21 protein-coding genes and 1 pseudogene are annotated in these 24,160 nt (G+C 63.7%); 8 read left to right on the plus strand and 14 right to left on the minus strand.

Annotated features, from left to right (window positions below; genetic code table 11):
- Positions 1 to 85: 85 nt before the first annotated feature.
- A complete protein-coding gene (locus EJ068_RS04260) occupies positions 86 to 652 on the plus strand; it encodes an isoprenylcysteine carboxylmethyltransferase family protein (protein ID WP_127250683.1) in 567 nt (188 codons plus the stop codon).
- A gap of 15 nt (positions 653 to 667) precedes the next feature.
- On the opposite strand, the gene EJ068_RS04265 is transcribed toward EJ068_RS04260, so the two are convergent.
- From EJ068_RS04265 to ettA, 3 genes are all read right to left on the minus strand, one after another.
- Complete coding sequence (locus EJ068_RS04265) at positions 668 to 1,789, minus strand: beta-ketoacyl-ACP synthase III (protein WP_127250682.1); 1,122 nt, start codon at positions 1,787 to 1,789, stop codon at positions 668 to 670.
- A 118-nt stretch (positions 1,790 to 1,907) separates the two neighbouring features.
- On the minus strand, positions 1,908 to 2,675 hold the full coding sequence (gene tam, locus EJ068_RS04270) for a trans-aconitate 2-methyltransferase (protein ID WP_127250681.1): 768 nt from the start codon (positions 2,673 to 2,675) through the stop codon (positions 1,908 to 1,910).
- A 40-nt stretch (positions 2,676 to 2,715) separates the two neighbouring features.
- Positions 2,716 to 4,365 (minus strand): energy-dependent translational throttle protein EttA, encoded by a 1,650-nt coding sequence (ettA, locus tag EJ068_RS04275; RefSeq protein WP_126060051.1) that lies wholly within the window; start codon positions 4,363 to 4,365, stop codon positions 2,716 to 2,718.
- Between the two features lie 266 nt (positions 4,366 to 4,631).
- Here ettA and EJ068_RS04280 point away from each other — a divergent pair, with 266 nt between their 5' ends.
- Positions 4,632 to 5,909: a GGDEF domain-containing protein gene (locus tag EJ068_RS04280; RefSeq protein ID WP_127250680.1), complete on the plus strand. Its 1,278-nt coding sequence runs from the start codon at positions 4,632 to 4,634 to the stop codon at positions 5,907 to 5,909.
- 29 nt (positions 5,910 to 5,938) lie between these two features.
- On the opposite strand, the gene EJ068_RS04285 is transcribed toward EJ068_RS04280, so the two are convergent.
- A complete protein-coding gene (locus tag EJ068_RS04285; protein WP_127250679.1) occupies positions 5,939 to 6,943 on the minus strand; it encodes a ribonuclease in 1,005 nt (334 codons plus the stop codon).
- A 192-nt stretch (positions 6,944 to 7,135) separates the two neighbouring features.
- On the opposite strand from EJ068_RS04285, the gene EJ068_RS04290 reads away from it, so the two are divergent.
- The 3 genes from EJ068_RS04290 (at position 7,136) to EJ068_RS04300 (ending at position 10,968) form a co-directional block, all read left to right on the plus strand.
- Positions 7,136 to 8,068 carry an alpha/beta hydrolase gene (locus tag EJ068_RS04290; RefSeq protein WP_127250678.1) on the plus strand — a complete coding sequence of 311 codons (933 nt, stop codon included), beginning with the start codon at positions 7,136 to 7,138 and terminating at the stop codon, positions 8,066 to 8,068.
- A gap of 81 nt (positions 8,069 to 8,149) precedes the next feature.
- Positions 8,150 to 9,322, plus strand: a complete 1,173-nt coding sequence (locus EJ068_RS04295; RefSeq protein WP_127250677.1) for a CaiB/BaiF CoA-transferase family protein — start codon at positions 8,150 to 8,152, stop codon at positions 9,320 to 9,322.
- Positions 9,319 to 10,968: a thiamine pyrophosphate-binding protein gene (locus tag EJ068_RS04300; RefSeq protein ID WP_127250676.1), complete on the plus strand. Its 1,650-nt coding sequence runs from the start codon at positions 9,319 to 9,321 to the stop codon at positions 10,966 to 10,968. Before EJ068_RS04295 ends, EJ068_RS04300 begins: the two co-directional genes overlap by 4 nt.
- A gap of 223 nt (positions 10,969 to 11,191) precedes the next feature.
- Here EJ068_RS04300 and EJ068_RS04310 read toward each other — a convergent pair whose 3' ends face one another.
- From EJ068_RS04310 to EJ068_RS04335, 5 genes and pseudogenes are all read right to left on the minus strand, one after another.
- Positions 11,192 to 11,629, minus strand: coding sequence for a CHRD domain-containing protein (locus EJ068_RS04310; protein ID WP_127250675.1), 438 nt, complete (start codon positions 11,627 to 11,629; stop codon positions 11,192 to 11,194).
- A gap of 163 nt (positions 11,630 to 11,792) precedes the next feature.
- Positions 11,793 to 12,764, minus strand: coding sequence for an ABC transporter substrate-binding protein (locus tag EJ068_RS04315; protein ID WP_042637338.1), 972 nt, complete (start codon positions 12,762 to 12,764; stop codon positions 11,793 to 11,795).
- Between the two features lie 39 nt (positions 12,765 to 12,803).
- On the minus strand, positions 12,804 to 13,958 hold the full coding sequence (locus tag EJ068_RS04320; RefSeq protein WP_127250674.1) for an ABC transporter permease: 1,155 nt from the start codon (positions 13,956 to 13,958) through the stop codon (positions 12,804 to 12,806).
- Positions 13,955 to 14,833, minus strand: a complete 879-nt coding sequence (locus EJ068_RS04325) for an ABC transporter permease (RefSeq protein WP_127250673.1) — start codon at positions 14,831 to 14,833, stop codon at positions 13,955 to 13,957. The genes EJ068_RS04320 and EJ068_RS04325 overlap by 4 nt, the downstream gene beginning before the upstream one ends.
- A gap of 355 nt (positions 14,834 to 15,188) precedes the next feature.
- A pseudogene (locus tag EJ068_RS04335) lies at positions 15,189 to 15,966 on the minus strand (ABC transporter ATP-binding protein).
- A gap of 113 nt (positions 15,967 to 16,079) precedes the next feature.
- Between EJ068_RS04335 and EJ068_RS04340 the strand changes: the two are divergent.
- On the plus strand, positions 16,080 to 16,490 hold the full coding sequence (locus EJ068_RS04340; protein ID WP_189342085.1) for a cupin domain-containing protein: 411 nt from the start codon (positions 16,080 to 16,082) through the stop codon (positions 16,488 to 16,490).
- A gap of 86 nt (positions 16,491 to 16,576) precedes the next feature.
- Here the strand turns inward: EJ068_RS04340 and EJ068_RS04345 are convergent, their stop codons facing one another.
- From EJ068_RS04345 to EJ068_RS04355, 3 genes are all read right to left on the minus strand, one after another.
- Positions 16,577 to 16,954 (minus strand): hypothetical protein, encoded by a 378-nt coding sequence (locus EJ068_RS04345; RefSeq protein ID WP_127250670.1) that lies wholly within the window; start codon positions 16,952 to 16,954, stop codon positions 16,577 to 16,579.
- A 2-nt stretch (positions 16,955 to 16,956) separates the two neighbouring features.
- Entirely contained in the window at positions 16,957 to 18,408 is a 1,452-nt protein-coding gene (gene hydA / locus EJ068_RS04350; protein ID WP_127250669.1) for a dihydropyrimidinase, read from the minus strand.
- Positions 18,409 to 18,575: 167 nt separating this feature from the next.
- Positions 18,576 to 19,826, minus strand: a complete 1,251-nt coding sequence (locus tag EJ068_RS04355; RefSeq protein ID WP_127250668.1) for a Zn-dependent hydrolase — start codon at positions 19,824 to 19,826, stop codon at positions 18,576 to 18,578.
- A 121-nt stretch (positions 19,827 to 19,947) separates the two neighbouring features.
- On the opposite strand from EJ068_RS04355, the gene EJ068_RS04360 reads away from it, so the two are divergent.
- A complete protein-coding gene (locus EJ068_RS04360; protein WP_127250667.1) occupies positions 19,948 to 20,586 on the plus strand; it encodes a TetR/AcrR family transcriptional regulator in 639 nt (212 codons plus the stop codon).
- Positions 20,587 to 20,681: 95 nt separating this feature from the next.
- On the opposite strand, the gene EJ068_RS04365 is transcribed toward EJ068_RS04360, so the two are convergent.
- Positions 20,682 to 22,010: an aspartate aminotransferase family protein gene (locus tag EJ068_RS04365; RefSeq protein WP_126060037.1), complete on the minus strand. Its 1,329-nt coding sequence runs from the start codon at positions 22,008 to 22,010 to the stop codon at positions 20,682 to 20,684.
- Positions 22,011 to 22,243: 233 nt separating this feature from the next.
- Here EJ068_RS04365 and EJ068_RS04370 point away from each other — a divergent pair, with 233 nt between their 5' ends.
- Positions 22,244 to 22,873 carry a TetR family transcriptional regulator C-terminal domain-containing protein gene (locus EJ068_RS04370; RefSeq protein ID WP_095769027.1) on the plus strand — a complete coding sequence of 210 codons (630 nt, stop codon included), beginning with the start codon at positions 22,244 to 22,246 and terminating at the stop codon, positions 22,871 to 22,873.
- 322 nt (positions 22,874 to 23,195) lie between these two features.
- Here EJ068_RS04370 and EJ068_RS04375 read toward each other — a convergent pair whose 3' ends face one another.
- Positions 23,196 to 24,068 carry a helix-turn-helix transcriptional regulator gene (locus EJ068_RS04375; protein ID WP_127250666.1) on the minus strand — a complete coding sequence of 291 codons (873 nt, stop codon included), beginning with the start codon at positions 24,066 to 24,068 and terminating at the stop codon, positions 23,196 to 23,198.
- Between the last annotated feature and the right edge of the window lie 92 nt (positions 24,069 to 24,160).

Below are 24,160 nucleotides of genomic sequence, written 5' to 3' on the forward strand. Positions count from 1 at the left end.
AAAACGCCGGCACCGCCGCACCACACGTCGCATTGCCGCCGCGACGCTCCCCTAAATGATGGCGCAATCGGGAGGAGGCTCGATCATGCAGGTTGGACACGCAATCGCAGCACTCTGGCTGTTCTGGGTGGTGTCCTGGGTCCTTGCTGCTGCCTGGGCGGATCCCGCGCAAAAGCGCGCCGATCTCAAGTCGGAGGCGCGCTATCGTGTCCTTTTGCTTGCCGGCACCGTGCTGATGTTCGTGCCGGCGCACGGCTATGTCGGCAGGCTGCGGCTCTGGACGCCGACGCTCACCGAGGCTTGGATCTGCGTTGCGCTGATTGCTATCGGCATCGCCTTCGCCTGGTGGGCGCGCCTTCATCTCGGCCGGCTGTGGTCGGCCAACGTCACCGCCAAGGCCGATCATCGCGTGGTCGATACCGGCCCCTATGGCCTCGTCCGCCACCCGATCTACACCGGCCTGCTGCTGTCGATCCTCGCCACGGCGGCCGTCAAAGGCACGATATGGGGTATCGCGGGCGCGGCGCTGCTGCTTGTCGGCGTCGTCGTCAAGGCGAGGCTGGAAGAAAGCTTCCTGCGCGGCGAACTCGGCCCGGCCTATGACGACTACGCCAGGCGCGTGCCGATGCTGGTGCCGTTCGCGCCGGCGTAACGCGGCGGGATGGCTTTACAGCATTCTGAGCAGCGCGCCCCCAATCGAATAGCCGGCGCCGAAGGCGCAGATCAGGCCGAAATCGCCAGCCTTCATGTCGGCATGGTTCTCGGAAAGCGCCACGATTGCGCCGGCGCCGGCGGTGTTGCCGAGCCGCTCCAGCACCATGGGCGCGCGGTCATGGTCGACGTCATGGCCGAAGGACAATTTCAGGATCATCGCATTCATGCGCGCATTGGCCTGGTGCAGCCAGAAGCGGCGGATGCCCCCCGGTGTCAGCCCGTGCTCGGCCAGGAATTCGACGATGAACTTCTGCCCGGCAACCGTGACTTCCTTGAACACCTTGTTGCCGACTTGCTTGATGAGATTGCCTTCCAGGTTGATCATGTAGGGATCCTCCTGGGCAGTGCGCGTGTAATAGCCGAGATTGGTGCGGATGTTGTTCGACATCTGCGTCCAGGTGCGTGTGTCGAGCACCTCGAAACGCCCCGGCCGCTTCTCGCCTTGCGCCAGTCCCTCGACGACCATGGTGACCGAGGCGTCGCCGAAGATGAAATGCGTCTGCCGATCGCGGAAGTTGAGATGGCCGGTGATGATTTCCGGCGTCGACACCAGGACACGTTTGTGCGCCCCTGCCCTCACCAGGTTGACGGCGACATGCAGCGCGGCTGCCGCCGAAGAGCAGCCCAGCCCCATGTCGAAGCCGGCCCCCTTAGTGCCCAGCGCCTCCTGCATCTCGATGGCGATGGCCGGATAGGGCCGCTGATGGTGCGAGGCCGAGCAGATCACCAGGTCGATGTCTGACCCATCGACGCCTGCATGGGCAAGCGCCTTCCTGGCCGAGGCGATGCCGAACTCCGCCTCCAATGACAGCGCGTCGTCCGGCCGCGCCGGAATGCGCGGCGACATGCGAGTCGGATCGAGGATTCCCTCGCGCTCGATAACATGACGGCTCTTGACCCCCGAGGCATGCACGATGAAATCGCTGTCCGATTTCTGTAAAAGCGGCTCGCCGGTGTCGGCGCGCCGCGCATTCTCGGTGTCGACCCAACTGTTGAAGCTTGCGACCAGCTCCTCATTGGTGATGACGGGTTCAGGGATTTCGGCGCCGATGCCGCTGATGATGACGCGATGCATGTCCAATCCGTCCGAGGGGAGGCAAGTGGTGCCGAGGCGAGGCGCTACACTTGTCGCATTTGCCCGGTTTATTCCAGCTTAATTCGACAACCATCGCTGGCATTCAGGTGGTGGATGCTCAAGCGCGTTTGGCGACGATGAAGATACGCGGGAAGCGCAACAGCACCTTGCCGTTCGCGGTTTTCGGATAGGCCTTGGCGATCTTGGCGGTATAGCCGTCGAGGAACACTTTCTTCTGATTCGGATCGAGCGGATCGAGGAAGGGCTTCAGCCCCGTCGACTTGACCCATTCGACGATCGCTTCGGCGTCGGCCAGCGGATGGTTGTAGATCGTGTGCCAGATGTCGAGCCGGTCGGCGAGCGGCGACAACAGATCGTAGTAGAAGGACACCGGCGGCAGAGGTCCGCGCGCGGCGCCCTTGAGCCTGGCCGCAAACGGCACTTCCGCCGCGGTCTCGCGCATCAGCTGGTGCGAGGGCTCGCCGAGATTGTCCGGCATCTGCACGGCCAGGGCGCCGCCCGGCGCCAGAAGTCCAATCAGCCGCTGGAACACCGCCGGGTGCTCCGGCAGCCACTGGAAGACGGCATTGGCGAAGATCACGTCGACGGGATGCTCGGGCTGCCATTTGGCGGCGTCCGCCAGCTCGAAATTGACATTGGGCAGCCGCGCCCTCGCCTTTTCGAGCATATCGGGCGAGGTGTCGAAACCGCTGACCCGAGCGTCCGGCCAGCGCTCGACCAGAAGTTCGGTCGAGTTGCCCGGACCGCAGCCGATGTCGACGACGCGGCGCGGAAAATCGACCGGCACCTGCGCCACGAGGTCGCGCGCGGGCCGCGTGCGCTCATCCTCGAACTTCAGATATTGGGCGGCGGACCAGTCAGCCATTTGAGACCCTCGCTCTGTTCGCCGCCCCTTCGGACCGATGCTACCTTGTCAGCCGCTTGTGCGTCATGCGGTGTGGCGCCGCCGCTTCCGCACCGAGGCGGCGCAGCTTGTCCTTCTCATACTCCTCGAAATTGCCTTCGAACCATTCGACATGCGCGTCGCCCTCGAAGGCGAGCATGTGCGTGGCCATGCGGTCGAGGAACATGCGGTCGTGGCTGATGATGACCGCGCAGCCGGCATAGGCTTCGAGCGCATCTTCCAGCGCGGCCAGCGTTTCGGTGTCGAGGTCGTTGGTCGGTTCGTCGAGCAGCAGCACATTGCCGCCGCCCTTCAGCATCTTGGCCAGATGGACGCGGTTGCGCTGGCCGCCCGAAAGGTTGCCGACCTTCTGCTGCTGGTCGCCGCCGCGGAAGTTGAAGGACGAGCAATAGGCGCGGCTGTTGACCTCGTGCTTGCCGAGCTTGATGACCTCGGCGCCGCCGGAGATCTCTTCCCACACCGTCTTGTTCGGGTCGAGCGCGTCGCGGCTCTGGTCGACATAGCCGAGCTTGACCGTCTCGCCGATGCGGATCGAGCCGGCATCCGGCTTTTCCTGCCCTGTTACCATCTTGAACAGCGTCGTCTTGCCGGCGCCGTTCGGGCCGATCACGCCGACGATGCCGCCCGGCGGCAGCTTGAACGACAGGTTCTCGATCAGGAGCTCGTCGCCAAAGCCCTTGTTGAGGCCTTCGACCTCGATGACGACATTGCCGAGGCGCTCGCTCGCCGGGATGACGATCTGCGTGTCGGTCGGCTTGCGGTTCTGCGACTGCTCGACCAATTCCTCATAGGCCTTGATGCGCGCCTTCGACTTGGTCTGGCGCGCCTTGGGCGAGGACTGGATCCACTCGCGCTCGCGCCAGATCGACTTCTGGCGGGCGTCGTCCTCGCGCCCTTCCTGGATCAGGCGCTTGGCCTTGGCGTCGAGATATTTGGTGTAGTTACCCTCGTAAGGAATGCCGCGGCCGCGATCGAGCTCGAGGATCCAGCCGGTGACGTTGTCGAGGAAGTAGCGGTCGTGGGTGATGATCAGCACCGAGCCCGGATAGTCGCGCAGATGCTTTTCCAGCCACTGCGTGGTCTCGGCGTCGAGATGGTTGGTCGGTTCGTCGAGCAGCAAGAGGTCGGGCTGTTCGAGCAGCAGGCGGCAAAGCGCCACGCGGCGACGCTCACCGCCCGACAGGTTGGTCACTTCGGACTCCGGCGGCGGACACTGCAGCGCGTCCATCGCCATCTCGACCTGCTGCTCGAGATCCCACAGATTGAGGCGGTCCATCTCGTCCTGGAGCTTGGCCGACTCGTCGGCCGTCTCGTCGGAATAGTTCATCATCAGCTCGTTGTAGCGCTCGATGATGGCGGTCTTCCTGGCGACGCCGTCCATGACGTTTTCACGCACGGTCTTGGTGTTGTCGAGCTGCGGTTCCTGCGCCAGGTAACCGACGGTCGCGCCTTCTGCCAGCCACGCCTCGCCCTGGAATTCCTTGTCGAGCCCGGCCATGATGCGCAGGATCGTCGACTTGCCCGAACCGTTGGGGCCGAGGATGCCGATCTTGGCGTCCGGATAGAAGGACAGGTGAACGTTATCGAGCACCTTCTTGGTGCCATAGGCCTTCGACAGGCCTGACATGTGATAGATGAACTGGCGAGCCACGCGCGCTTTCCCTGGAAACTGAAGTGTCAAAGTGAATGGGGGTTGCGCGCTATGTAGGCGATGAAGCGCTGCACGGCAATCGCTTTCGGCGCGCAGGCCGTCAAACGGCGCGCATTCGCCGGTTTTGCGGTCCCACTCCGTCCATAGCTTTTCACCGCCGCCGGCCATGGCTTGAAATCAGCGGTTAACCATTCGCCTTCAAAACGCTAATAGGTTGGCAAATTGGCGGCCATGCCGCGGTTTCGGGGAAAGATCGGATCGACGACGTGCTGAACGGTGCCCTGCTCCTTGCCGAAGCGGTTCTGTATTTCGGCGCCATGGTCACGCTTTTCCGCTTCCGGCGACGCATCGGGCTTGGCGTGTTCATCTGCGCGCTCGGCGTCATGCACTTCCTCGAAACCTACCTCGCCAGCGTCTTTTATGTCGCGCTGCCGTTCGGGCTGGTGTCGCCGGGCTCCGCCGTGCTGTTCTCCGGCAAGCTGGTGATGATCCTACTGCTCTACATGAAGGAGGATGCGGCGACCGTCCGGCAGCCGATCTACGGTCTTTTGCTCGGCAACGCGCTGATGATCGGCCTGGTGCTGATCCTGCGGCTGCACGCCGTTTCGCCGCTTCCCGACGGCAGGATGCCCGACATCGCCTTCATCGACGAGATGGGCTGGCTGATGGTGTGGGGCACCTCGCTGCTCTTCATCGACGCCATCCTGATCATCCTGCTCTACGAGAAGCTCGGCGCCTATCTGCGCGCCAGGCCGTTCATGCGCATCCTAGCATCGGTCGCCTGCGTGCTCACCTTCGATCAGGCCGGCTTCTTCACCGCGCTGCATTTCGTCGCCGGCGCGCCGATCGAGGTCTTCTTCGGGGGCTGGCTCGCCAAGATGGGCGCCGCGCTTGCCTATAGCGGCATGCTCATAGCCTATCTCAAATGGATCGAGGACAATGATGTCGCCGTACCGCGCGGCCTCTCCGACATCTTCGACACCCTCACCTATCGCGAACGCTATGAGGCCCTGGTCAAATATGTCGGCCGCGACGGTCTTACCGGCCTGCTGCATCGCGGCAGCTTCGATGCCGACGGCGAATCCGCGGTCACGGCCGCCATCAGGATGGGCAAGCCGCTCAGCCTCCTCATCGTCGACGTCGACCATTTCAAGTCGATCAATGACCGCTTCGGCCACGCCGAGGGCGACAAGGTGTTGAAATCGATGGCCGTGCTGCTGGCCGAGACGATCGGCGGCAACGATCAGGTGTTCCGGATCGGCGGCGAGGAATTCGCCATACTGACGCAACAGTCGCACGCGCCCGCCAGGCTGCTCGGGGAGACCATCAGGAACGCCACCAAGACCTCGGGGCATACTGCCCGCTTCAACATCACGGTGAGCGCCGGCGTCTCCACCGTCAGCGAGACGACACGCTCCCTGGCCGACATCTTCGCGCTGGCCGATCAGCGTCTCTACAAGGCCAAATTCAGCGGCCGCGACCGCGTAGTCGGCGAACCAGGCAGCGAGCCGATCATCATCCAGGCGACGCCCAGATCGGCCTGACCAAGAACGGCCTGCTCAATCAATCCCGCCTACTGGAAACCGATCGCGTCGACCGTCCCCTTCGGACAGCCGGCCTTGGCTGTCGGCGCGGACGCCATGAGGAGGTCGGCGAGCTTGCTGTCGGGCCCGATCGGGCCTGACAGGCCGAGCGTGATCTCGCCGATCAGACGCCGGCCGCTCGACGGGTCGACCAGACAGGAGACGCGCACGCGGTCCCCGGCGCCGGCGCCGAAGGCCGCGTTGAAGGCGCCGCGGATCTGGTCGGAGGTCAATTGCTTGCCGATGTTCTTGGTGAAGAGATCGCGCACCTGGGAAGCGTTCACCGCCCGCATCAGATTGAGCGCATCGGAGAAATACTCCTGCTGGCTCTTGCCGTAGCAGGTGCCGTGCTTGATCCATTCATGCCGCTCCAGCTTGGAGGCGGTGCCTGGCATCACCTGGTCGAGCTCGGCGCGCGTGTTCGCGTCGAGCTTTACCGGCGGCAAATCTCCCCAATGCGCCGGATTGTCATTGGCTTTGTCGGCCGCCGGCACCTGGCAATAGAAATTGCCGTTCGGCTGCGGCCACAATCCATGCAGCGTGAAATGCGAGGCATCGAACTCGGTGGGATTCTGCGCCTTGCATTCGGGCTTGCTTGCCTTGGTCTCGCAGAAGGCCGGCTCCCAGCTCAGCGCAAAGACATATTCGGGTTTTCCGGAGGCCGACGGCTTGGTCTGGCCGGACGGCGCCGAGGTGGTCGCCGCGCTGCCGCCGCTGACATGGCCGCAGCTGATCTTCACCCAGCGCCGCTCGGGGTCGGCGCCCGGCACCTGGATGAGATAATGGGTCGGCTCGTCCTTGTTGCCGGCAAGAAGATCGTAGGACTTGCCTGCTTCGGTCGAGATGTTGCCGGGGTTCTTACCGTTCTTGATCGCCTGCGTCGCCGGACAGGCGCTGTCGGCCACGAAAGTTCCGCTCATCTTCACGTCGGCATGCGCCGCGCCGGCGCCGACCAGAGCCAGCACCATCGAACCCCACAATGCCCAAACCCGCATTCCCGCTCTCCCGGCGATCATTGATCCGTGTTGGATTCGTCACACTAGAACAGCCGGCGTGTCAGAATTGCGATCTTTTTTCACCGTGCGAAGAACAATCCCCAGCTGAGCGCTCCATCGGCGTGTCCGCAAGCCGCCCATCCACTTGACGTATGTGGCGCCCTCGCCCAACAGTCGCCGAGGGAGCGAGACATGCCATTTGACAAGCAAACCAGCCTGGCCTCACCGACCGGGGCCGAGCTCAACCTCTATGTGAAACACGCTGAGGCGAAGCCACGCGCCATGGTGCAGATCAACCATGGTCTGGCCGAGCATGCTGCGCGCTACGCCCGCTTTGCCGACTACCTCGCGCCGCGCGGTTTCCATGTCTATGCCCACGATCACCGCGGTCATGGCGCGACGAAAGCGCCCGACGCGCCGATCGGCAAGTTCGCGGACAGCGACGGCATCGCCAAGGTGATCGCCGATGTTGACGCCGTTCACGACCTGATCGCGAAAGAGCACCCGGGACTGCCGGTGATCGTTTTCGGGCATTCGTTGGGCGCCTCGATCGCTCTGAACTTCGTGCTGCGCCATTCGCAGCGCGTCCGCGCCGCCGCGATCTGGAACGGCAATTTCTCGCAAGGGCTTCTCGGCCAGTTGGCGCTGCTCATCCTCGGCTGGGAGCGGATGCGGCTGGGCTCCGACGTGCCGTCGCGCCTCCTGCCCAAGCTCACCTTCCAGGCCTGGGGCAAGGCAGTGCCCAACCACCGAACCCTGTTCGACTGGCTGTCGCGCGACCCTGCCGAGGTCGACAAATATGTCGTCGACCCGCTCTGCGGCTGGGACGCCTCGATCTCGATGTGGCGCGATGTCGTCAACATGGCGCAGCACGCCGGCAAGGATTCAAGTTTCGCAGCCGTGCGCCGCGACCTACCCGTCAATCTCATCGGTGGCGAGAAGGATCCCGCGTCGGACTACGGCAAGGCCGTCCATCATTTGGCAAAGCGCATGCAAGCGATGGGCTTTTCGAATCTGGTTTCAAAGGTTTACCCGGAAACCCGCCATGAAAGCCTGAACGAGATCAACCGCGACACCGTCATGAACGATTTCGCCGCCTGGGCTGACGGCGTGCTGAAACCCTGATCCGGCTTGGCCTACTGCATGGGTCGTGACACGACCGGTGCGGGTTGCTAGAGGCTGCCTTTCGTTAGAACACGGTGATCCATGGCCGAACCCCCGCTGAAAGGCATCCGCGTTATAGAGCTTGCCCGCATCCTGGCCGGCCCCTGGGCCGGGCAATTGCTGGCCGACCTCGGCGCCGACGTCATCAAGGTCGAGAGCCCGGACGGCGGCGACGATACCCGCAAATGGGGCCCGCCCTTCGTCATGAGCCATGACGGCGAGAACCTCTCGGCCGCCTACTACCATTCCTGCAATCGCGGCAAGCGTTCGATCGCCATCGATTTCTCCCAGTCCGAAGGCGCCGAGACGCTGCGCAAGCTGGTCGCCACCGCCGATGTGCTGATCGAGAACTTCAAGCTCGGCGGCCTCAAGAAATACGGCCTCGATTATGAAAGCCTGAAGGCGATCAATCCGCGCCTCGTCTATTGCTCGATCACCGGCTTCGGCCAGGACGGTCCCTATGCGCCCCGCGCCGGCTACGATTTCATCATCCAGGCCATGGCTGGCATGATGTCGATCACCGGCGAGCCGGGCCGCGAGCCGCAGAAGGCCGGCGTCGCCATCTCCGACCTCTTTACCGGCCTCTATTCGGTGATCGCCATCCAGGCCGCGCTTCGCCATGCCGAAAGGACCGGCGAGGGCCAGCACATCGACATGGCTCTTTATGACAGCCAGATCTCGGCGCTCGGCAACCAGAACCTCAACTATCTGGTCTCCGGCAAGTCGCCGGTGCAGATGGGCAATGCGCATATGAACATAGCGCCCTATGAAGTGCTGCCGGTGAAGGATGGCCACATTATCCTGGCTGTCGGCAATGACGGCCAGTTCGGCAAGTTCTGCGCCGTGGTCGGTCTCGCCGATCTGCCCGCTAATCCGGATTTCGCCACCAACCCCGCGCGGGTCGCCAACCGCGCAAGGTTGCGTGAGACGATTATCGAGAGGCTGGCTACATTCGACCGCGATCCGCTGCTGGCGAAGCTGGAGGCTGCCGGAGTGCCGGCGAGCCCGATCAACACGATCGGCCAGATGTTCGCCGACCCGCAGACCATCGCGCGCGGGATGCGGCTCGACCTTGACGACGGCCATGGCAACCGCCTGCCCTCGGTGCGCGCGCCGATGGTGATGTCGGGCACACCGCTCGTCTATGAGCGCCCCTCGCCGCGCCTTGGCGAGCACACCGCAGAAATCCTTGCCGAATTGGAGAAAGCAAAATGAAGACCGGCGGACAACTGATCGTCGAGGCGCTCGAGGCGAACGGCACCGACCGCATCTTCTGCGTTCCGGGCGAATCCTATCTCGCGGTGCTCGACGCGCTGCATGACTCCTCGATCCGCACCATCGTCTGCCGCCAGGAGGGCGGTGCCGCGATGATGGCCGACTGCCAGGGACGGTTGACCGGCAATCCCGGCATCTGCTTCGTCACCCGCGGCCCCGGCGCCACCAACGCCTCGGCAGGCGTCCACATCGCCATGCAGGATTCGGTGCCGATGATCCTGTTCATCGGCCAGGTCGCCAGCCACGCCAAGGAACGCGAGGCCTTCCAGGAGGTCGACTACAAGCGTTTCTTCGGCGACATCGCCAAATGGGTGGTCGAGATCGACGATGCCACGCGCATTCCCGAATTCGTCACCCGCGCTTTCTCGGTCGCGACGTCAGGACGCCCCGGCCCTGTGGTCATCTCGCTGCCCGAGGACATGCTGACCAGCGAGGTCGAGGCTCCGGCAGCCCTTCCGCACACGCCGGTCGAGACGCGTCCCGGCGAAGCCGAGCTCGATGCGGCGCAAATGCTGCTCGCCAACGCCAAGCGTCCCTTCGTCATCCTCGGCGGCACGCGCTGGAACGAGGAAGCCGTGGCGCAGATGCGCGTGATCGCCGAGACGTGGTCGCTGCCGGTCGGCTGCTCCTTCCGCCGTCAGATGCTGTTCGACCATCTCCATCCGAATTACGCCGGCGATGTCGGCATCGGCATCAATCCCAAGCTCGCGGAGCGGATCAAGCAGGCCGACGTCGTGCTTTTGATCGGCGGCCGCCTGGGCGAGATGCCGTCTTCCGACTACACGCTGTTGAAAAGCCCCTACCCCGACCAGGCGCTGGTGCATGTCCATGCCGACGCCGGCGAGCTTGGCCGCGTCTACCGGCCGACGATTGCGATCAATGCCTCGCCCGCCGCTTTCGTCGAGGCCTTCGCCAAATGCAAGCCCGCCGCCAGCCCTTCCTGGGCGGCCGAGGTGGAAAAGGCGCATGCCGCCTATCTCGAATGGTCGACGCCCCCTCAGACCGGCCCAGGCGCCGTGCAGATGGGCCCGATCATCGAGCATCTTGGAAAGGTCCTGCCGGAAGACGCCATCCTCACCAACGGCGCCGGCAACTACGCCACCTGGGTGCATCGCTTCTACCGCACCCGCCGCTTCGGCACGCAGGCGGCGCCTACTTCCGGCTCGATGGGCTACGGCACGCCCGCGGCCGTCGCCGCCAAGTCACTGTTCCCGGATCGCACCGTGATAGCCTTCGCCGGCGACGGCTGCTTCCTGATGAACGGCCAGGAGTTCGCGACCGCTGTTCAGTACGACCTTCCGATCATCGTCATCGTCGTCAACAACGGCATTTACGGCACGATCCGCATGCATCAGGAGCGGGAATATCCGAGCCGCGTCGTCGCCACCGAACTCAAGAACCCGAATTTCGCGGCGCTCGCCCGCGCCTATGGCGGCCATGGCGAGACGGTGGAAAAGACCACCGACTTCGCGCCGGCCTTCGAACGCGCGCTGGCCAGCGGCAAGCCGGCGATCGTCGAGATCAAGCTCGATCCCGAAGCGATCACGCCGACCCGCACGCTGACGCAGATCCGCAACAAGAGCTGAGTGCCTGCAAGGTATAGGCAGCGATCCTTCGCCCCCCTCTGGCCTGCCGGCCATCTCCCCCACAAGGGGGAGATTAGCAGTTCCATCGCCCCGCCCTTTTGAAACGCTGGTGATTGGCGAAAGCCGGCGTGACATCTGATCTCCCCCCTTGTGGGGGAGATGGCCGGCAGGACAGAGGGGGCGCTGTCCCGCCAGCCTTCAAAGTTCAATGCAATTCGCCGTGCTACATCGCCTTCTCGATCTGGCCGCGGATCTCGCCGTCCTTGTTCTTGGCGGTGTGGACGTTGACATAGTATTTGCCGGCCTCGAGATCGGCCGCCTGCGCGTCCGTCAGCGTCGCCGATCCCTTGATCGGGCTCTTCAGCTTCTTTAACGGGATGACCGGGTCCGCGTTCGCGCCCATGTCCGCCGGACCGTGGATGTGGGCAGCCACGGCAGGCCCGCTGAGGCCGGAATATTTGACGTTCCAGCTGAGCTTCTTGCTTGTCGTGTCAAAGGTCAGTGTGGCGGTCCCCTTGCCCTTGGTGGTGACGGGCGGGCTCTGCTGGCCGCCATCGAGCGTCGCCTTGAACTTCATCGTCTCGGCCATGGCCGGCGATGCGAGAAGGAAGGCGGTCGAGACGGCCAAGGCCGAAAGCATCGGCACGGATAGGATGCGCATGAAGAACCTCCGTTGATTGCAGCATCCTCCACGGCTCCCCGACGTGCGGATGCGCCAATCAACGGTTGGGTCGCCGGATGTATCCCGGCACACGATTATTTTACCGCGGGCAAGAAAAAGGGGCGGTCGCCCCCCTTTCAATATCGGCTGTAGAGACCCGAGCTTACTTGATCGCCTTGTCGGTGATCGCGGTCGTGTAGGCGCCGCTTGCCTCCTTGCTGATGATCTTCTGGTCGAGCAGCGCCTTGGCGGTGCGCTCGTAAGCGGCCGGGATCAGCTTGCCGTCGGCATTGTCGACCAGCTTGGCCACTTCCTTCATCATGAACTTCTGGTGGTTCTCGTCCTGGCCGCCGGCGTCGACGACGATTTCCGCCGCCTCGTCGGTGTTCTCGGTAGCGTATTTCCAGCCCTTCATCGAGGCGCGCACGAAGCGAACCATCTTGTCCTCGAAGGCCGGATCCTTGAGCTTGTCCTCGAGCGTGTAGAGCCCGTCTTCCAAAAGGTCGTTGCCCATGGCCGAGTAGTTGAAGACGATCAGGTCCTCGGGCTTGTAGCCGGCATCCAGCACCTGACCGTATTCGTTATAGGTCATGACCGAGATGCAGTCGGCCTGCTTCTGGATCAGCGGCTGCACGTCAAAGCTCTGCTTGAGCACGGTGACGCCGTCCGGGCCGCCATCGGTCTTGAGGCCGATCTTGTTCATCCAGGCGTAGAAGGGATATTCGTTGCCGAAGAACCAGACGCCGAGGGTGTGGCCCTTGAAGTCGGCTTCCGTCTTGATCGGACCGGCCTTCGGGCAGACCAGTTCCATGCCGGCCTTCTTGAACGGCTGGGCGATGTTGACGAGCCCCACGCCTTTGTCGCGGGCCGCCAGCGCGCCGCCCATCCAGTCGACGATGACATCGGCGCCGCCGCCGGCGATCACCTGCTCGGGCGCGATATCCGGGCCGCCCGGCTTGATGTCGACGTCGAGGCCTTCGGCGTCATAGAAGCCCTTGGCCTTGGCGACATAATAGCCGGCGAACTGGGCCTGCGTGACCCATTTCAATTGCAGTGTAACCTTGTCGGCGGCCATCGCCTGGAAGGCGGCCAGCGACATGGCGCCGGCCAAAGCGGAAATTAGCAGTCTTTTCATGTTTTTACCCTCTGAAGTTAGTGCCCAAACCCACCGCCCCTATCCACCTCGGACAGAGGGATGCCAAAACGTGACGGCTCTCTCGACGAGAGCGACCACGCCATAAAAGACCGAACCCGCCAGTGCTGCAACTGCGATTTCGGCCCACACCATGTCGATGTTCATCCGCCCGACTTCCGTCGAGATGCGGAATCCCATGCCGACCACAGGCGTGCCGAAGAACTCGGCGACGATGGCGCCGATCAGGGCCAGCGTCGAGTTGATCTTCAGCGCATTGAAGATGAAAGGCATTGCCGCCGGCAGCCTGAGCTTGAGCAGCGTCGGCCAGTAACCGGAGGCATAGGTGCGCATCAGGTCGCGCTCCATATGCCCGGATGCGGCCAGCCCTGCGACCGTGTTCACCAGCATCGGAAAGAAGGTCATGATGATGACGACAGCGGCCTTGGACGGCCAGTCGAAGCCGAACCACATGACCATGATCGGCGCCACGCCGATGATCGGCAGCGCCGACACCATATTGCCGATCGGCAAGAGCCCGCGCCGCAGGAACGGCACGCGGTCTGCGAGGATGGCGACGGCGAAGCCGGCGAGGTTGCCAACGACATAGCCGATCAGCACCGCCTTGAAGATCGTCTGCCGCACATCCGAGCCCAGGATCGGCAGCGAGTTGGCGATGCGCGCGCCGATAGCGCTCGGCGGGGGCAAGAGGATGAAGGGGATGCCCGCGCCGCGCGTCACCGCTTCCCAGATGATCAAGATCCAGGCGCCGAAGATCGCCGGGATAATCAGGCGCAATGCGTTCCTCGCGACGCTTTGGTTCGGGCGCAACGAAGACAACAGCGCAACGCAACGCCAGGCGAGCAGCCAGGCGGCGGCAAGCAGCAGGAAATACGGGGCCAGCGCAGTGCCTTCGAAACCGGTTATGCCCTTGATCAGCAGCCAAGCGGCGGCATGGGCGCCGACGAAGAGCACGATCGCCTCCACGAGCGGCGTTAGCTTTGCGATCGAAACCAGCGCCGCGATGAGCAGCAGCCCGATGATCAGCCCCTTTGCGCCCATATAGGGATAGGCCAGCGTTGCGGCCGGGTCCGCCAGCGCGGCTGCCTCCGGCTTCGTCATCGCGCCGAGCGCAAAGGCGGTGAGGCAAAGCAGGATTGCCAGCGCCGCTTGCCAGGACGGCCTCAGCCAGGTCATGCCGGCCTCCCGCCCATGGCGCGGTCGACGAGGCGCCCGGCGATGCCCACTACCATCACGAGCAGCGCCGCGACGATGGAGCCTGCGACCAGCGCCGACCAGATATCGATGGTCTGGCTGTAATAGGCGCCCGCAAGCAGCTTGGCGCCGATGCCCGCGACCGCGCCGGTCGGCAACTCGCCGACGATGGCGCCGACCAGGCTTGCCGCGACAGCCACCTTCATCGAGGTGAACAGGAACGGCACCGAGGCCGGCACGCGCAGTTTCCAGAAGGTCTGCGAGGCGCTGGCATTGTACGTATGCATCAAATCGAGATGCATAAGCTCGGGCGAGCGGAGGCCTTTCACCATGCCGACGGCGACGGGGAAGAACGACAGGTAGGTCGAGATCAGCGCCTTGGGGATCAGGCCGGTGATGCCGATCGCCGCCAGCACCACGATGATCATCGGCGCCACCGCCAGGATCGGAATGGTCTGCGAGGCGATGATCCACGGCATCAGGCTGCGGTCGAATGTCGCCACATGCACGATGCCCACGGCAATGAGGATGCCGAGCGCGGTGCCGAAGGCGAAGCCGAGCAGCGTCGAGGACAATGTCACCCAGGCGTTGTAGACGAGGCTGCGGTTCGAGGTGACGGACCGCAGAAAAGTGTTCTCAAAGAAATTCACCGCCACCTGGTGCGGCGCCGGCAGCGTCGGCTTCGGCTGCGACAGCGTTTTGCCGATGAACTCGACCGTGCCGGGCGTCTCATTGCCTCGTTGATCGAGATCGCGCTGGAACGGCGCGTTGAGGATGACGGCAAAGACGTACCAGAGCACCACCACGCCGGCGAGGATGGTGGTGACGGGGATGATTTTCGAGCGGAAGCTATCCATCTAGCGCCGCCCCCCTTCTCCTCTCCCCACCGGGGAGAGGGTGGCCGGAGCGAAGCGAAGGCAGGGCAGCTTGAACTGGGGTGCCGTGGCGCACCCGCTCTTCGTCATCCTAGGGCGGAGCAAGGAGCGAAGCGACGCAGCGCAGACCCTAGGATCCATGCCGTTACTTCGACGCTCCGCATCGGTCCAGAATAAGACTCCCTGCGTTCTGCGGCGGTTAGCGACCATTCTGCACCGTTTGGACCCTTCGGCCGACGTCACGGCATGGATCCTAGGGTCTGCGCTCCGCTTCGCGTCGCTCCGCCCTAGGATGACGAAGGCGTGGCGGCGTCGTCCGCACTCATTCGCCCTCCCGTCAATCATCATAGCTGTGCCCAGCCCTCAACCCATCGCGCACGCGCGCGGCGATGGCCAAAAACTCCGGCGTCTCGCGGATGTCGAGCGGCCGCTCCTTCGGCAACGTCGATTCGATGATGTCGGTGACGCGGCCGGGCCGCGGCGACATCACCACGATGCGCGTCGACAGATACACCGCCTCGGGGATCGAATGGGTGACGAAGCAGATCGTCTTGTTGGTCCGCGCCCAGAGGTCGAGAAGCTGCTCGTTCAGATGATCGCGCACAATCTCGTCCAGCGCGCCGAACGGCTCGTCCATCAACAAAAGGTCCGCGTCGAAGGCGAGCGCGCGCGCGATCGAGGCGCGCTGCTGCATGCCGCCGGAAAGCTGCCAGGGATATTTCTTCTCGAAGCCAGAAAGATTGACCAGCGCCAGCGTGCGCTTGATGCGCTCCGCCTGCTCGGCCTGGCTGAGCCCGATGATCTCCAGCGGCAGCGCCACATTGCGCTCGATGGTGCGCCACGGGAACAAGGCTGCCGCCTGGAAGACATAGCCGTAAGCGCGTTTCTCGCGCGCCTGCTCGGGCGTCATGCCGTTGACGGAGATTGTGCCGGATGTCGCCCTTTCCAGATCGGCGATGCGCGCAGCAGCAGCCGGACGGGCCGATGAAGGAAACGAACTCTCCCTTGCCGATGGTGAGGTCGACATTGGACAGCGCCTGCACCGGACCGTCATTGGTCTGGAAGGTGAGGCCGAGCTTGCTTGCCGAAACGACGGCTGGCGGCTGTTCACTCATTGGCTGCAGCCTGCCTTTCGCAGCCGCTGCCGCGCCGTCCGCAATCCGGTTGATTTTATGATAGCGTTGCTTTCCACTCGTCCTGTCCCACCCGATCGACGCCGCCCGGAGGCTTGCCGATGTCGCCTAAACCCACCTGTCATCTCGTTCGCCCCGAAAACACCTATCAGGGCAAGCAGGGGCTGAGCTATTTCGCCGGCATCGCCGCGGAGACCGTCGGCTCCTCCGGCATCTGCATGCATCTTCTCACCATGCCGCCCGGCGCCCGCGCCAAGGCGCATATGCATGAAAGCCACGAGACGGCCATCTACGTGCTCTCGGGCGAGGTCCACACCTGGTACGGCGACCGGCTCGAGCACCACATCGTCGTCAAGGCCGGCGATCTCTTCTACATTCCGGCCGGCGTGCCGCATCTGCCCGCCAATCTGAGCGGGGCGCCCTCCTCGGCGGTGATCGCCCGCACCGATCCCAACGAGCAGGAAAGCGTCGTCCTGTTGCCCGAACTGGATGGCCTCGTCGCTTAGGGCATTTTGCAGCCAAGCGGCATCGCTTGGCGTCGCATAAATGCGGCCGGAACGAACACACCTCACAGGAACTGACGGGATCGCCGTCATTTGCACCGGGAGACTTCGCCCATCACATTGCCCTCTTCATCGGCCACCACCAGCTTCTTGGCGTTCTTCGCGCTGCGCTTGATGGTGAACTTGGTCGGCGCCTGTCCTTCTTCGCCCTCCGCCTCGCATCTTGCCGTCACCACCAGCGATCCGTCGGCCTGGGGCTGCTTGTCGCTGAAGGTGCAGGCGCTGGCCGCCGTGATCAATTCCTTGTCGGTCAGAAGCAGCATCTTGTCGGCGGCGACCTCCTGGCCGTTCCGGTTTATGCAGCCATATTTGTCGCCATAAGGTTTTGAGAGATCGATGCCGGCGGCCGATGCATGGCCGGCGGCCAGCATCGCGGCCGCCGCGATCGCAAGGTGAAGAGCGCGCATGGTCAGACCCCCGTGGCCGGAATGCCGGTACGCTCCACCTTGCGTGGCGCGGAAATCTCTTTCCAGGTCGACAGCGCCCGGTTGACCGCCGCGTTCGGCTCACGCGCCACGAACTCGCCATGCCCGGCCTTGGCCTTCACGTCCGCTTCCTCGATCGACAATTCGCCGCGCGAGAAGACGAAGCGTGGCAGGCCGGTCACCTCAAAACCTTCGAAGACGTTGTAGTCGATCACCGACTGCTGCTTCTTGGCCGAGATCGTCTTCTTGCGCTTCGGGTCCCACACGACGATGTCGGCATCGGCGCCTTCGACGATCGCGCCCTTCTTCGGATACATGTTGAGGATCTTGGCGATGTTGGTCGAGGTCACCGCGACGAACTCGTTCATTGTCAGGCGGCCGGTATTGACGCCGGCCGTCCACAGCACTGGCAGGCGGTCCTCGAGGCCGCCGGTGCCGTTCGGGATTTTTGTGAAGTCGCCGATGCCGTTGCGTTTCTGCTTGGTGGTAAAGGAGCAGTGGTCGGTCGCAACCACCTGCAGCGAGCCGGCCTGCAGGCCCGCCCACAGCGAATCCTGGTGCCACTTGCTGCGGAAGGGCGGGCTCATCACCCGGCGCGCCGCATGGTCCCAGTCCTTGTTGAAATATTCGGTCTCGTCGAGCGTCAGATGCTGGATCAGCGGCTCGCCGAACACCCGCATGCCCTTCTGGCGGGCTCGGCGGATGGCTTCATGGCTCTGCTCGCACGAGACATGCACGACATAGAGCGGCACGCCGGCCATGTCGGCGATCATGATGGCCCGATTTGTCGCCTCGCCTTCCACTTCCGGGGGACGCGAGTAGGCATGCCCCTCGGGGCCGTTGTTGCCGGCGGCCAACAGCTTTTGAGACAGTGCCGCGACCACATCGCCATTCTCGGCATGGACGAGCGGCAGCGCGCCGAGGTCGGCGCAGCGCTGGAACGACGCATACATCTCGTCGTCATCGACCATCAGCGCGCCTTTGTAGGCCATGAAGTGCTTGAACGAGGTGATGCCCCTGTCGACCACCGTCGCCATCTCGTCGAACACCTGTTTGCCCCACCAGGTGATCGCCATGTGGAAGGAATAGTCGCAGGCCGCCTGCGAGGTCTTGTTGTCCCACATCTGCAGCGCCTCAAGCAGCGACTGCTGCGGCGCCGGCAGGCAGAAATCGACCACCATGGTCGTGCCGCCGGAGAGTGCCGCGCGCGTGCCGGATTCGAAATCGTCGGCCGAATAAGTGCCCATGAACGGCATTTCGAGATGGGTGTGCGGATCGATGCCGCCCGGCATGACATAGCAGCCGGTGGCGTCGAACTCATGATCGCCATGCAGGTTGGAGCCGATGGCGACGATCTTGCCGTGCTGCATCAGCACGTCGGCCTTCCACGTGCGGTCGGCCGTCACGATGGTGCCGTTTCGGATGACTTTGGTCATATCTGTTCCCCTGTTCTTTCGCGCTTCTTTGCGAGCGGCGTTGCGAGGTGATTGGTCCGAAGCAATTTCAGGAAAAGTGTGAAGCGGTTTTCCGTCCGAAATTGCGTTAAAACAAAGACACTAGAGCATTCCACCGTTTCCGTGAAACGGTGGAATGCTCTAGTCGCTCATTCGACGATCCCCGCCGTCTCCACCACCGCATGGAACAGCACGTCGGCGCCAGCCGCGGCCCATTCCTTGGAGATTTCCTCGGCCTCGTTGTGGCTGAGACCGCCCACGCAAGGGCACATGACCATGGTCGCTGGCGCGACCTTGGCCGCCCAGCAGGCGTCGTGTCCGGCGCCGGAAATGATGTTCATGTGGCTGTAGCCCAGCTTTTCGGCGGCGGTGCGCACGCGGCCGACCAGCGTCGGATCGAAGGTTATCGGATCGAAATGGCCGACTGCCTCGACCGAGCATTTGACCCCGAGCGCCTCACAGATTTTCGGCGCTTCCTTCTCGATGCGGGCGCGCATGCCGTCGAGCTTCGCCTGGTCCGGCGAGCGGATGTCGACGGTGAAGACGACGGTGCCCGGCAAAACGTTGCGCGAATTGGGTGTAAACTTGACCTGTCCGACCCCGCCGACGGCGCCCGGCTGGTTCTCAATGGCCACCGTCTGCACCATCTCCAGGATACGCGCCATGGCGAGGCCGGCATTGACGCGCATGGTCATCGGCGTCGAACCGGTATGCGCCTCCTTGCCGGTCAGCGTGAATTCCAGCCACCACAGGCCCTGGCAATGCGTCACCACGCCGATCTGCTTGTTCTCGGCCTCCAGAATCGGTCCCTGCTCGATGTGGTACTCGAAATAGGCATGCATCTTGCGCGCGCCGACCTTCTCGTCGCCGACCCAGCCGATCCGCTTCAGCTCGTCGCCGAAGGTCAGGCCGTCCAGATCCTTGCGGGCATAGGCGTAGTCCTGTGTATGCACCCCGGCGAACACGCCGGAGGCAAGCATGGCCGGGGCGAAACGCGCGCCCTCCTCATTGGTCCAGTTGGTGACGACGATCGGATGCTTCGTCTTGATGCCGAGATCGTTGAGCGAACGCAGAACCTCCAGACCCGAGAGCACGCCGAGCACACCGTCATATTTGCCGCCGGTGGGCTGGGTATCGAGGTGGGAACCGACATAGACCGGCAGCGCATCCGGATCGGTGCCGGCGCGCGTCATGAACATGGTGCCCATCTGGTCGACACCCATCGAGAGCCCGGCCGCATCGCACCAGGACTTGAAAAGCGCGCGGCCCTCTTTGTCGGAATCGGTGAGCGTCTGGCGATTGTTGCCGCCGGCGATGCCGGGGCCGATCTTCGCCATCTCCATCAGGGAGTCCCACAAACGGTCTGAATTGATTCGCAGATTTTCGCCGGGTGCGGCCATTTGCGGTTCCCATTTTCACCAGGGGTCTTGTCGCCCCTTGAGTGGTTTGCATCCTGACCGTATGGTCAGCTTTCAGACTACACAAGCTGACCAAGCGGTCAACGAGAATCTTGGGGGAGACATGACCGAATCCACCCGTCCGATGCGGCGCCAGGACATAAGACGGGAGAATGAAAAGGCCATTCTGCTCGCCGCTGAAAAGGTGTTCGCGGAAGCCGGGTTCGGCGGCGCAACGATGCAGCTGATCGCCGACCTGGCCGGGCTGCCGAAGGCAAACCTCCATTATTATTTCGCCACCAAGGAAGAACTCTACCGGTCCGTCGTCCAGAACATCTTCGAGATCTGGCTGCAGGCGGCCAATTGCTTCGATGTCGCGCGCGGGCCGATAGACGGTATCAGCGCCTATATCGACGCCAAGATGGAAATATCGCGCCGCCACCCCGATGGTTCGAAAGTCTGGGCCTCGGAAGTGATGCACGGCGCACCGGTGCTTCAGGACTATATGGAGTCGACCTTGCGCGAATGGACCGACGGCCGCGTCGCGATCATCAAGCGCTGGATCGAAGAGGGCAAGATGGACCCGGTGGACCCGCGCCATCTCCTCTACATGCTGTGGGCCACGACACAGCATTACGCCGATTTCGGCCACCAGATCGAGACGCTGAACGGCGGCAAGCCGCTCTCCGACCGGCAATGGCGGGAAGCCAAGGAAAACATCAAGCGGGTGATCCTGACCGGCATCGGCGCGCAGCCTGCCTGAACTACCCGACCATCGAGGCCGGCGTTTCTTAGCCGACCTCGTCCAGCCGCTTCACGGACCCTCCCCTCGACGGGAAGGATGTCCGTCCCAGCTTGTCAGTCGATCGACCTCAGAACATCCCGCACATGGTCGATCAGTTCGTTGATCTGGCCCTTGGTGATGATCAGCGGCGGCGACAGCGCGATGATGTCGCCGGTGGTGCGGATCAGCGCGCCGCGCTCGAAGGCTTTCACGAAGGCCGAGAACGCCCGCTTGGTCGGGCTGCCGGCGATCGGCGCCAGCTCGATCGCGCCGATCAGGCCGATGTTGCGGATGTCGATGACATGCGGTTCGCCCTTCAGCGAATGCAGCGCGTCCTCCCAGTACGGCGCCAGCTCCTCGCCGCGGGTCAAAAGGCCCTCTTCCTTGTAGGTGTCCAGCGTGCCGAGCGCCGCGGCGCACGCAATCGGATTGCCCGAATAGGTATAGCCGTGGAAGAACTCGATCATATGTTCCGGGCCGGTCATGAAGGCGTCGTGGATCTCCTTCTTGACGAACACCGCGCCCATCGGGATGACGCCGTTGGAAACGCCCTTGGCGGTAGTCATGATATCCGGCGTGACGCCGAAATAGTCCGCCGCGAACGGCGCGCCGAGGCGGCCGAAGCCGGTGATCACTTCGTCGAAAATCAACAATATGCCGTGCTTCGTGCAGATTTCCCGAAGCTTCTGCAGATAGCCCTTCGGCGGCAGGATGACGCCGGTGGAGCCGGCGACCGGCTCGACGATGACGGCCGCGATGGTCGAGGCGTCATGCAGCGCGATCAGCCGCTCGAGATCGTTCGCGAGCTCCGCGCCATGCTCCGGAACGCCCTTCGAGAAGGCGTTCTTCTCCGGCAGGTGCGTGTGCGGCAGATGGTCGACGCCGCCGAGCAGCGTGCCGAACATCTTGCGGTTCGAGACGATACCGCCGACCGAGATGCCGCCGAAATTGACGCCGTGATAGCCGCGCTCGCGGCCGATCAGACGGGTGCGCGAGCCCTCGCCCCTGACACGGTGATAGGCGATCGCCATCTTCAGCGCGGTCTCGACCGATTCCGAACCCGAATTGGTGAAGAAGACATGGTCCATGCCCTTCGGCGCGATATCGACCAGCCGGTTCGCCAGCTCGAACACGATGGGATGGCCCATCTGGAAAGCCGGCGCATAGTCGAGCTCGGCCGCCTGGTGCTGGATCGCCTCGGTGATCTTCGGCCGGCAGTGGCCGGCGTTCACGCACCAGAGGCCAGCGGTGCCGTCGAGCACCTTGCGACCGTCGCTGGTGGTGTAATGCATGTCCTTGGCGGACACGAACATGCGTGGCGCCTGCTTGAACTGCCGGTTTGCCGTGAACGGCATCCAGAATGCGCTGAGATCGTTCGGCGTGACTTTCAGCCGGTTGGACATGACCAGGACTTCCCCTTGTAACCTGTTTCGGTGGCCAACGCTTGGTCTTTGCTGCGTTTTCATGCTACGCAAATTTTTGACCGGTTGGACAAACGTTAGCGCCGCCTGTCGGCGGTCAAAGGATTACTAGCGGAAATGCCGCATAAAAAGCGCGCTCCACAGCCCAAGGAAAAACTGGTCCAGAGAATTGGTCCAGATGGTCGGCGCGGCACCGCGCAAGGATGACGGACACGATGGAAGGCTCCGCTCCCCGCCGCACCCGCATCCAGCAGGAAAAGCGCGAGCTCATCCTCGAAGCGGCGCTCGAAGTCTTCTCTGCCAACGGGTTTCGCGGTTCGACCATCGACCAGATCGCTGAAGCCGCCGGAATGTCGAAGCCGAACCTTCTCTATTACTTCCGCCGCAAGGAAGACATTCACGAGACATTGATGCAGCGCCTGCTCGACACCTGGCTGGCGCCGTTGCGCGAGCTGGACGACATCGGCGACCCGCTGACGGAGCTCAGGAGCTATATCCGCAGGAAGCTGGAGATGGCGCGCGACTTCCCGCGCGAAAGCCGGCTTTTCGCCAATGAGATTCTGCAGGGCGCGCCGCGCATCAAGCCGATGCTGGAGGGCGAGCTGAAGACCCTGGTCGACGAGAAGGCTGCCGTCATCAAGGGCTGGATGCGCGCCGGCAAGATCGCCCGCACCGATCCCTGGCACCTGATCTTCTCGATCTGGGCGACAACCCAGCACTATGCCGATTTCGACGTCCAGGTCCGCGCCGTGCTCGGCGCCGATCGCGGCGGCGACGGCCGCTTCGAGGACGCGGCGCGGTTCCTGGAGCAGCTGTTCCTGGATGGGTTGAAGCCGAAGGGCTAGCGTCGACAAGATGGCTTAGCGGGTGCGACCCGTCTCCGTCATCTGCTTGTTGCCGACCTTGGAGACTGGCGAGGCGTCCGTCACTTCGTCATCCACGGGCGGAGCGGGAGCGAAGCGGACGCGGAGACCCGAGGATCCATTCCGTTACCTTGATCGAAGGGCGCAGCGGAGCAGAATTCTGCACCGCAGAAGCGCATTGAAGTCACGGAATGGATCCTCGGGTCTGCGCTGCGTCGCTACGCTCCTTGCTCCGCCCATGGATGACGAAGTGATGGGCTTGCCGCTGCCTTTCTCGGACGGCTCCGCCTTCCAGCAATCGACCTCACGCGCTGCGCCGCTCGGTCGGAAGCCCCTCGAGCAGCTTCTTCAACTTCGCTACCGAGTTCTGCTCGGCAAGCGGCGTATAGACGATCAGCCTCATATCCGAACCGTCGTCGATCGAGAGGCTCATATGCTCGAACGTCATCGCGCCGGCGATCGGATGCCGCAGGTGCTTCAGGCCGGAAAGCCTGTGCACGACATCGCGCTGCGGCCACCATTCGCGGAACTCCGGACTTGAGCGCATCATCAGCGCGATCAGCCGCTCGAAATCCGGATCGCCGGTGTATTTCGCGCTCTCGGCGCGGAACGCGGCAAGGGTCGCGCGCGCCAGCTGCTCCCAGTCCACCAAAAGGTGCCGCCGGTGCGGATCGGTGAAGACGCCGTGGAGGATGTTGCGGGCATCGCCCTCCAGCTGGCCGTAATCGCCGAAAATGGCGACCGCTGCGTCATTCCAGGCCAGCACGTCCCAGCGCGGGCCGACGACATAGGCGGGCTGCAGCACCAGGCTCTCCAGCATGTGCAGCAAGGGTCCTTCGACCTTTGTCTGCACGATGCGCCGCCGCTCCGGCTGCTGGCGCCCGGCGAGCGTGAACAGATGGCGCTGCTCGGCGCCGTCGAGCCGCAGCGCCTGGCAGAGCGCCGACAGCACCTCGACCGAGGGACGCACGTCTCTGCCCTGCTCCAGCCAGGTGTACCAGGTCGTGCCGACGCCGGCGATCATCGCCACTTCTTCGCGCCTTAAGCCCGGCGTGCGCCGCCGTGCGCCGCAAGCGATGCCGGCCGCATCAGGCGAAAGCCGTTCGCGCCGCGAACGCAGGAAAGCGCCGAGCTCGCGCCGGCGGTGATCTTCGGGGGAAAGGGCGATGGCATCCATGCGCCTATTATAGCAGTACTGATACCAGGATAAAGTTTGAACTGTTTGGGATGCGCGCGGTGTCCCATCTTTCCGTTCAGAGCAGCGCAAGG

It is taken from the genome of Mesorhizobium sp. M2A.F.Ca.ET.043.02.1.1 (genome assembly GCF_003952405.1).
In the GTDB taxonomy this organism is placed as follows: Bacteria; Pseudomonadota; Alphaproteobacteria; order Rhizobiales; family Rhizobiaceae; genus Mesorhizobium.

Coding starts and splice junctions, on each gene's coding strand:
- EJ068_RS04285 (WP_127250679.1), bottom strand. CDS start 6,943: ATGCGGGTTTGGGCATTGTGGGGTTCGATGGTGCTGGCTCTGGTCGGC.
- hydA (WP_127250669.1), bottom strand. CDS start 18,408: ATGACCAAAGTCATCCGAAACGGCACCATCGTGACGGCCGACCGCACG.
- EJ068_RS04260 (WP_127250683.1), top strand. CDS start 86: ATGCAGGTTGGACACGCAATCGCAGCACTCTGGCTGTTCTGGGTGGTG.
- EJ068_RS04325 (WP_127250673.1), bottom strand. CDS start 14,833: ATGGATAGCTTCCGCTCGAAAATCATCCCCGTCACCACCATCCTCGCC.
- EJ068_RS04345 (WP_127250670.1), bottom strand. CDS start 16,954: ATGCGCGCTCTTCACCTTGCGATCGCGGCGGCCGCGATGCTGGCCGCC.
- EJ068_RS04290 (WP_127250678.1), top strand. CDS start 7,136: ATGCCATTTGACAAGCAAACCAGCCTGGCCTCACCGACCGGGGCCGAG.
- EJ068_RS04360 (WP_127250667.1), top strand. CDS start 19,948: ATGACCGAATCCACCCGTCCGATGCGGCGCCAGGACATAAGACGGGAG.
- EJ068_RS04315 (WP_042637338.1), bottom strand. CDS start 12,764: ATGAAAAGACTGCTAATTTCCGCTTTGGCCGGCGCCATGTCGCTGGCC.
- EJ068_RS04295 (WP_127250677.1), top strand. CDS start 8,150: ATGGCCGAACCCCCGCTGAAAGGCATCCGCGTTATAGAGCTTGCCCGC.
- EJ068_RS04355 (WP_127250668.1), bottom strand. CDS start 19,826: ATGGCCGCACCCGGCGAAAATCTGCGAATCAATTCAGACCGTTTGTGG.
- EJ068_RS04265 (WP_127250682.1), bottom strand. CDS start 1,789: ATGCATCGCGTCATCATCAGCGGCATCGGCGCCGAAATCCCTGAACCC.
- EJ068_RS04310 (WP_127250675.1), bottom strand. CDS start 11,629: ATGCGCATCCTATCCGTGCCGATGCTTTCGGCCTTGGCCGTCTCGACC.
- EJ068_RS04370 (WP_095769027.1), top strand. CDS start 22,244: ATGGAAGGCTCCGCTCCCCGCCGCACCCGCATCCAGCAGGAAAAGCGC.
- EJ068_RS04320 (WP_127250674.1), bottom strand. CDS start 13,958: ATGACCTGGCTGAGGCCGTCCTGGCAAGCGGCGCTGGCAATCCTGCTT.
- tam (WP_127250681.1), bottom strand. CDS start 2,675: ATGGCTGACTGGTCCGCCGCCCAATATCTGAAGTTCGAGGATGAGCGC.
- EJ068_RS04365 (WP_126060037.1), bottom strand. CDS start 22,010: ATGTCCAACCGGCTGAAAGTCACGCCGAACGATCTCAGCGCATTCTGG.
- EJ068_RS04375 (WP_127250666.1), bottom strand. CDS start 24,068: ATGGATGCCATCGCCCTTTCCCCCGAAGATCACCGCCGGCGCGAGCTC.
- EJ068_RS04300 (WP_127250676.1), top strand. CDS start 9,319: ATGAAGACCGGCGGACAACTGATCGTCGAGGCGCTCGAGGCGAACGGC.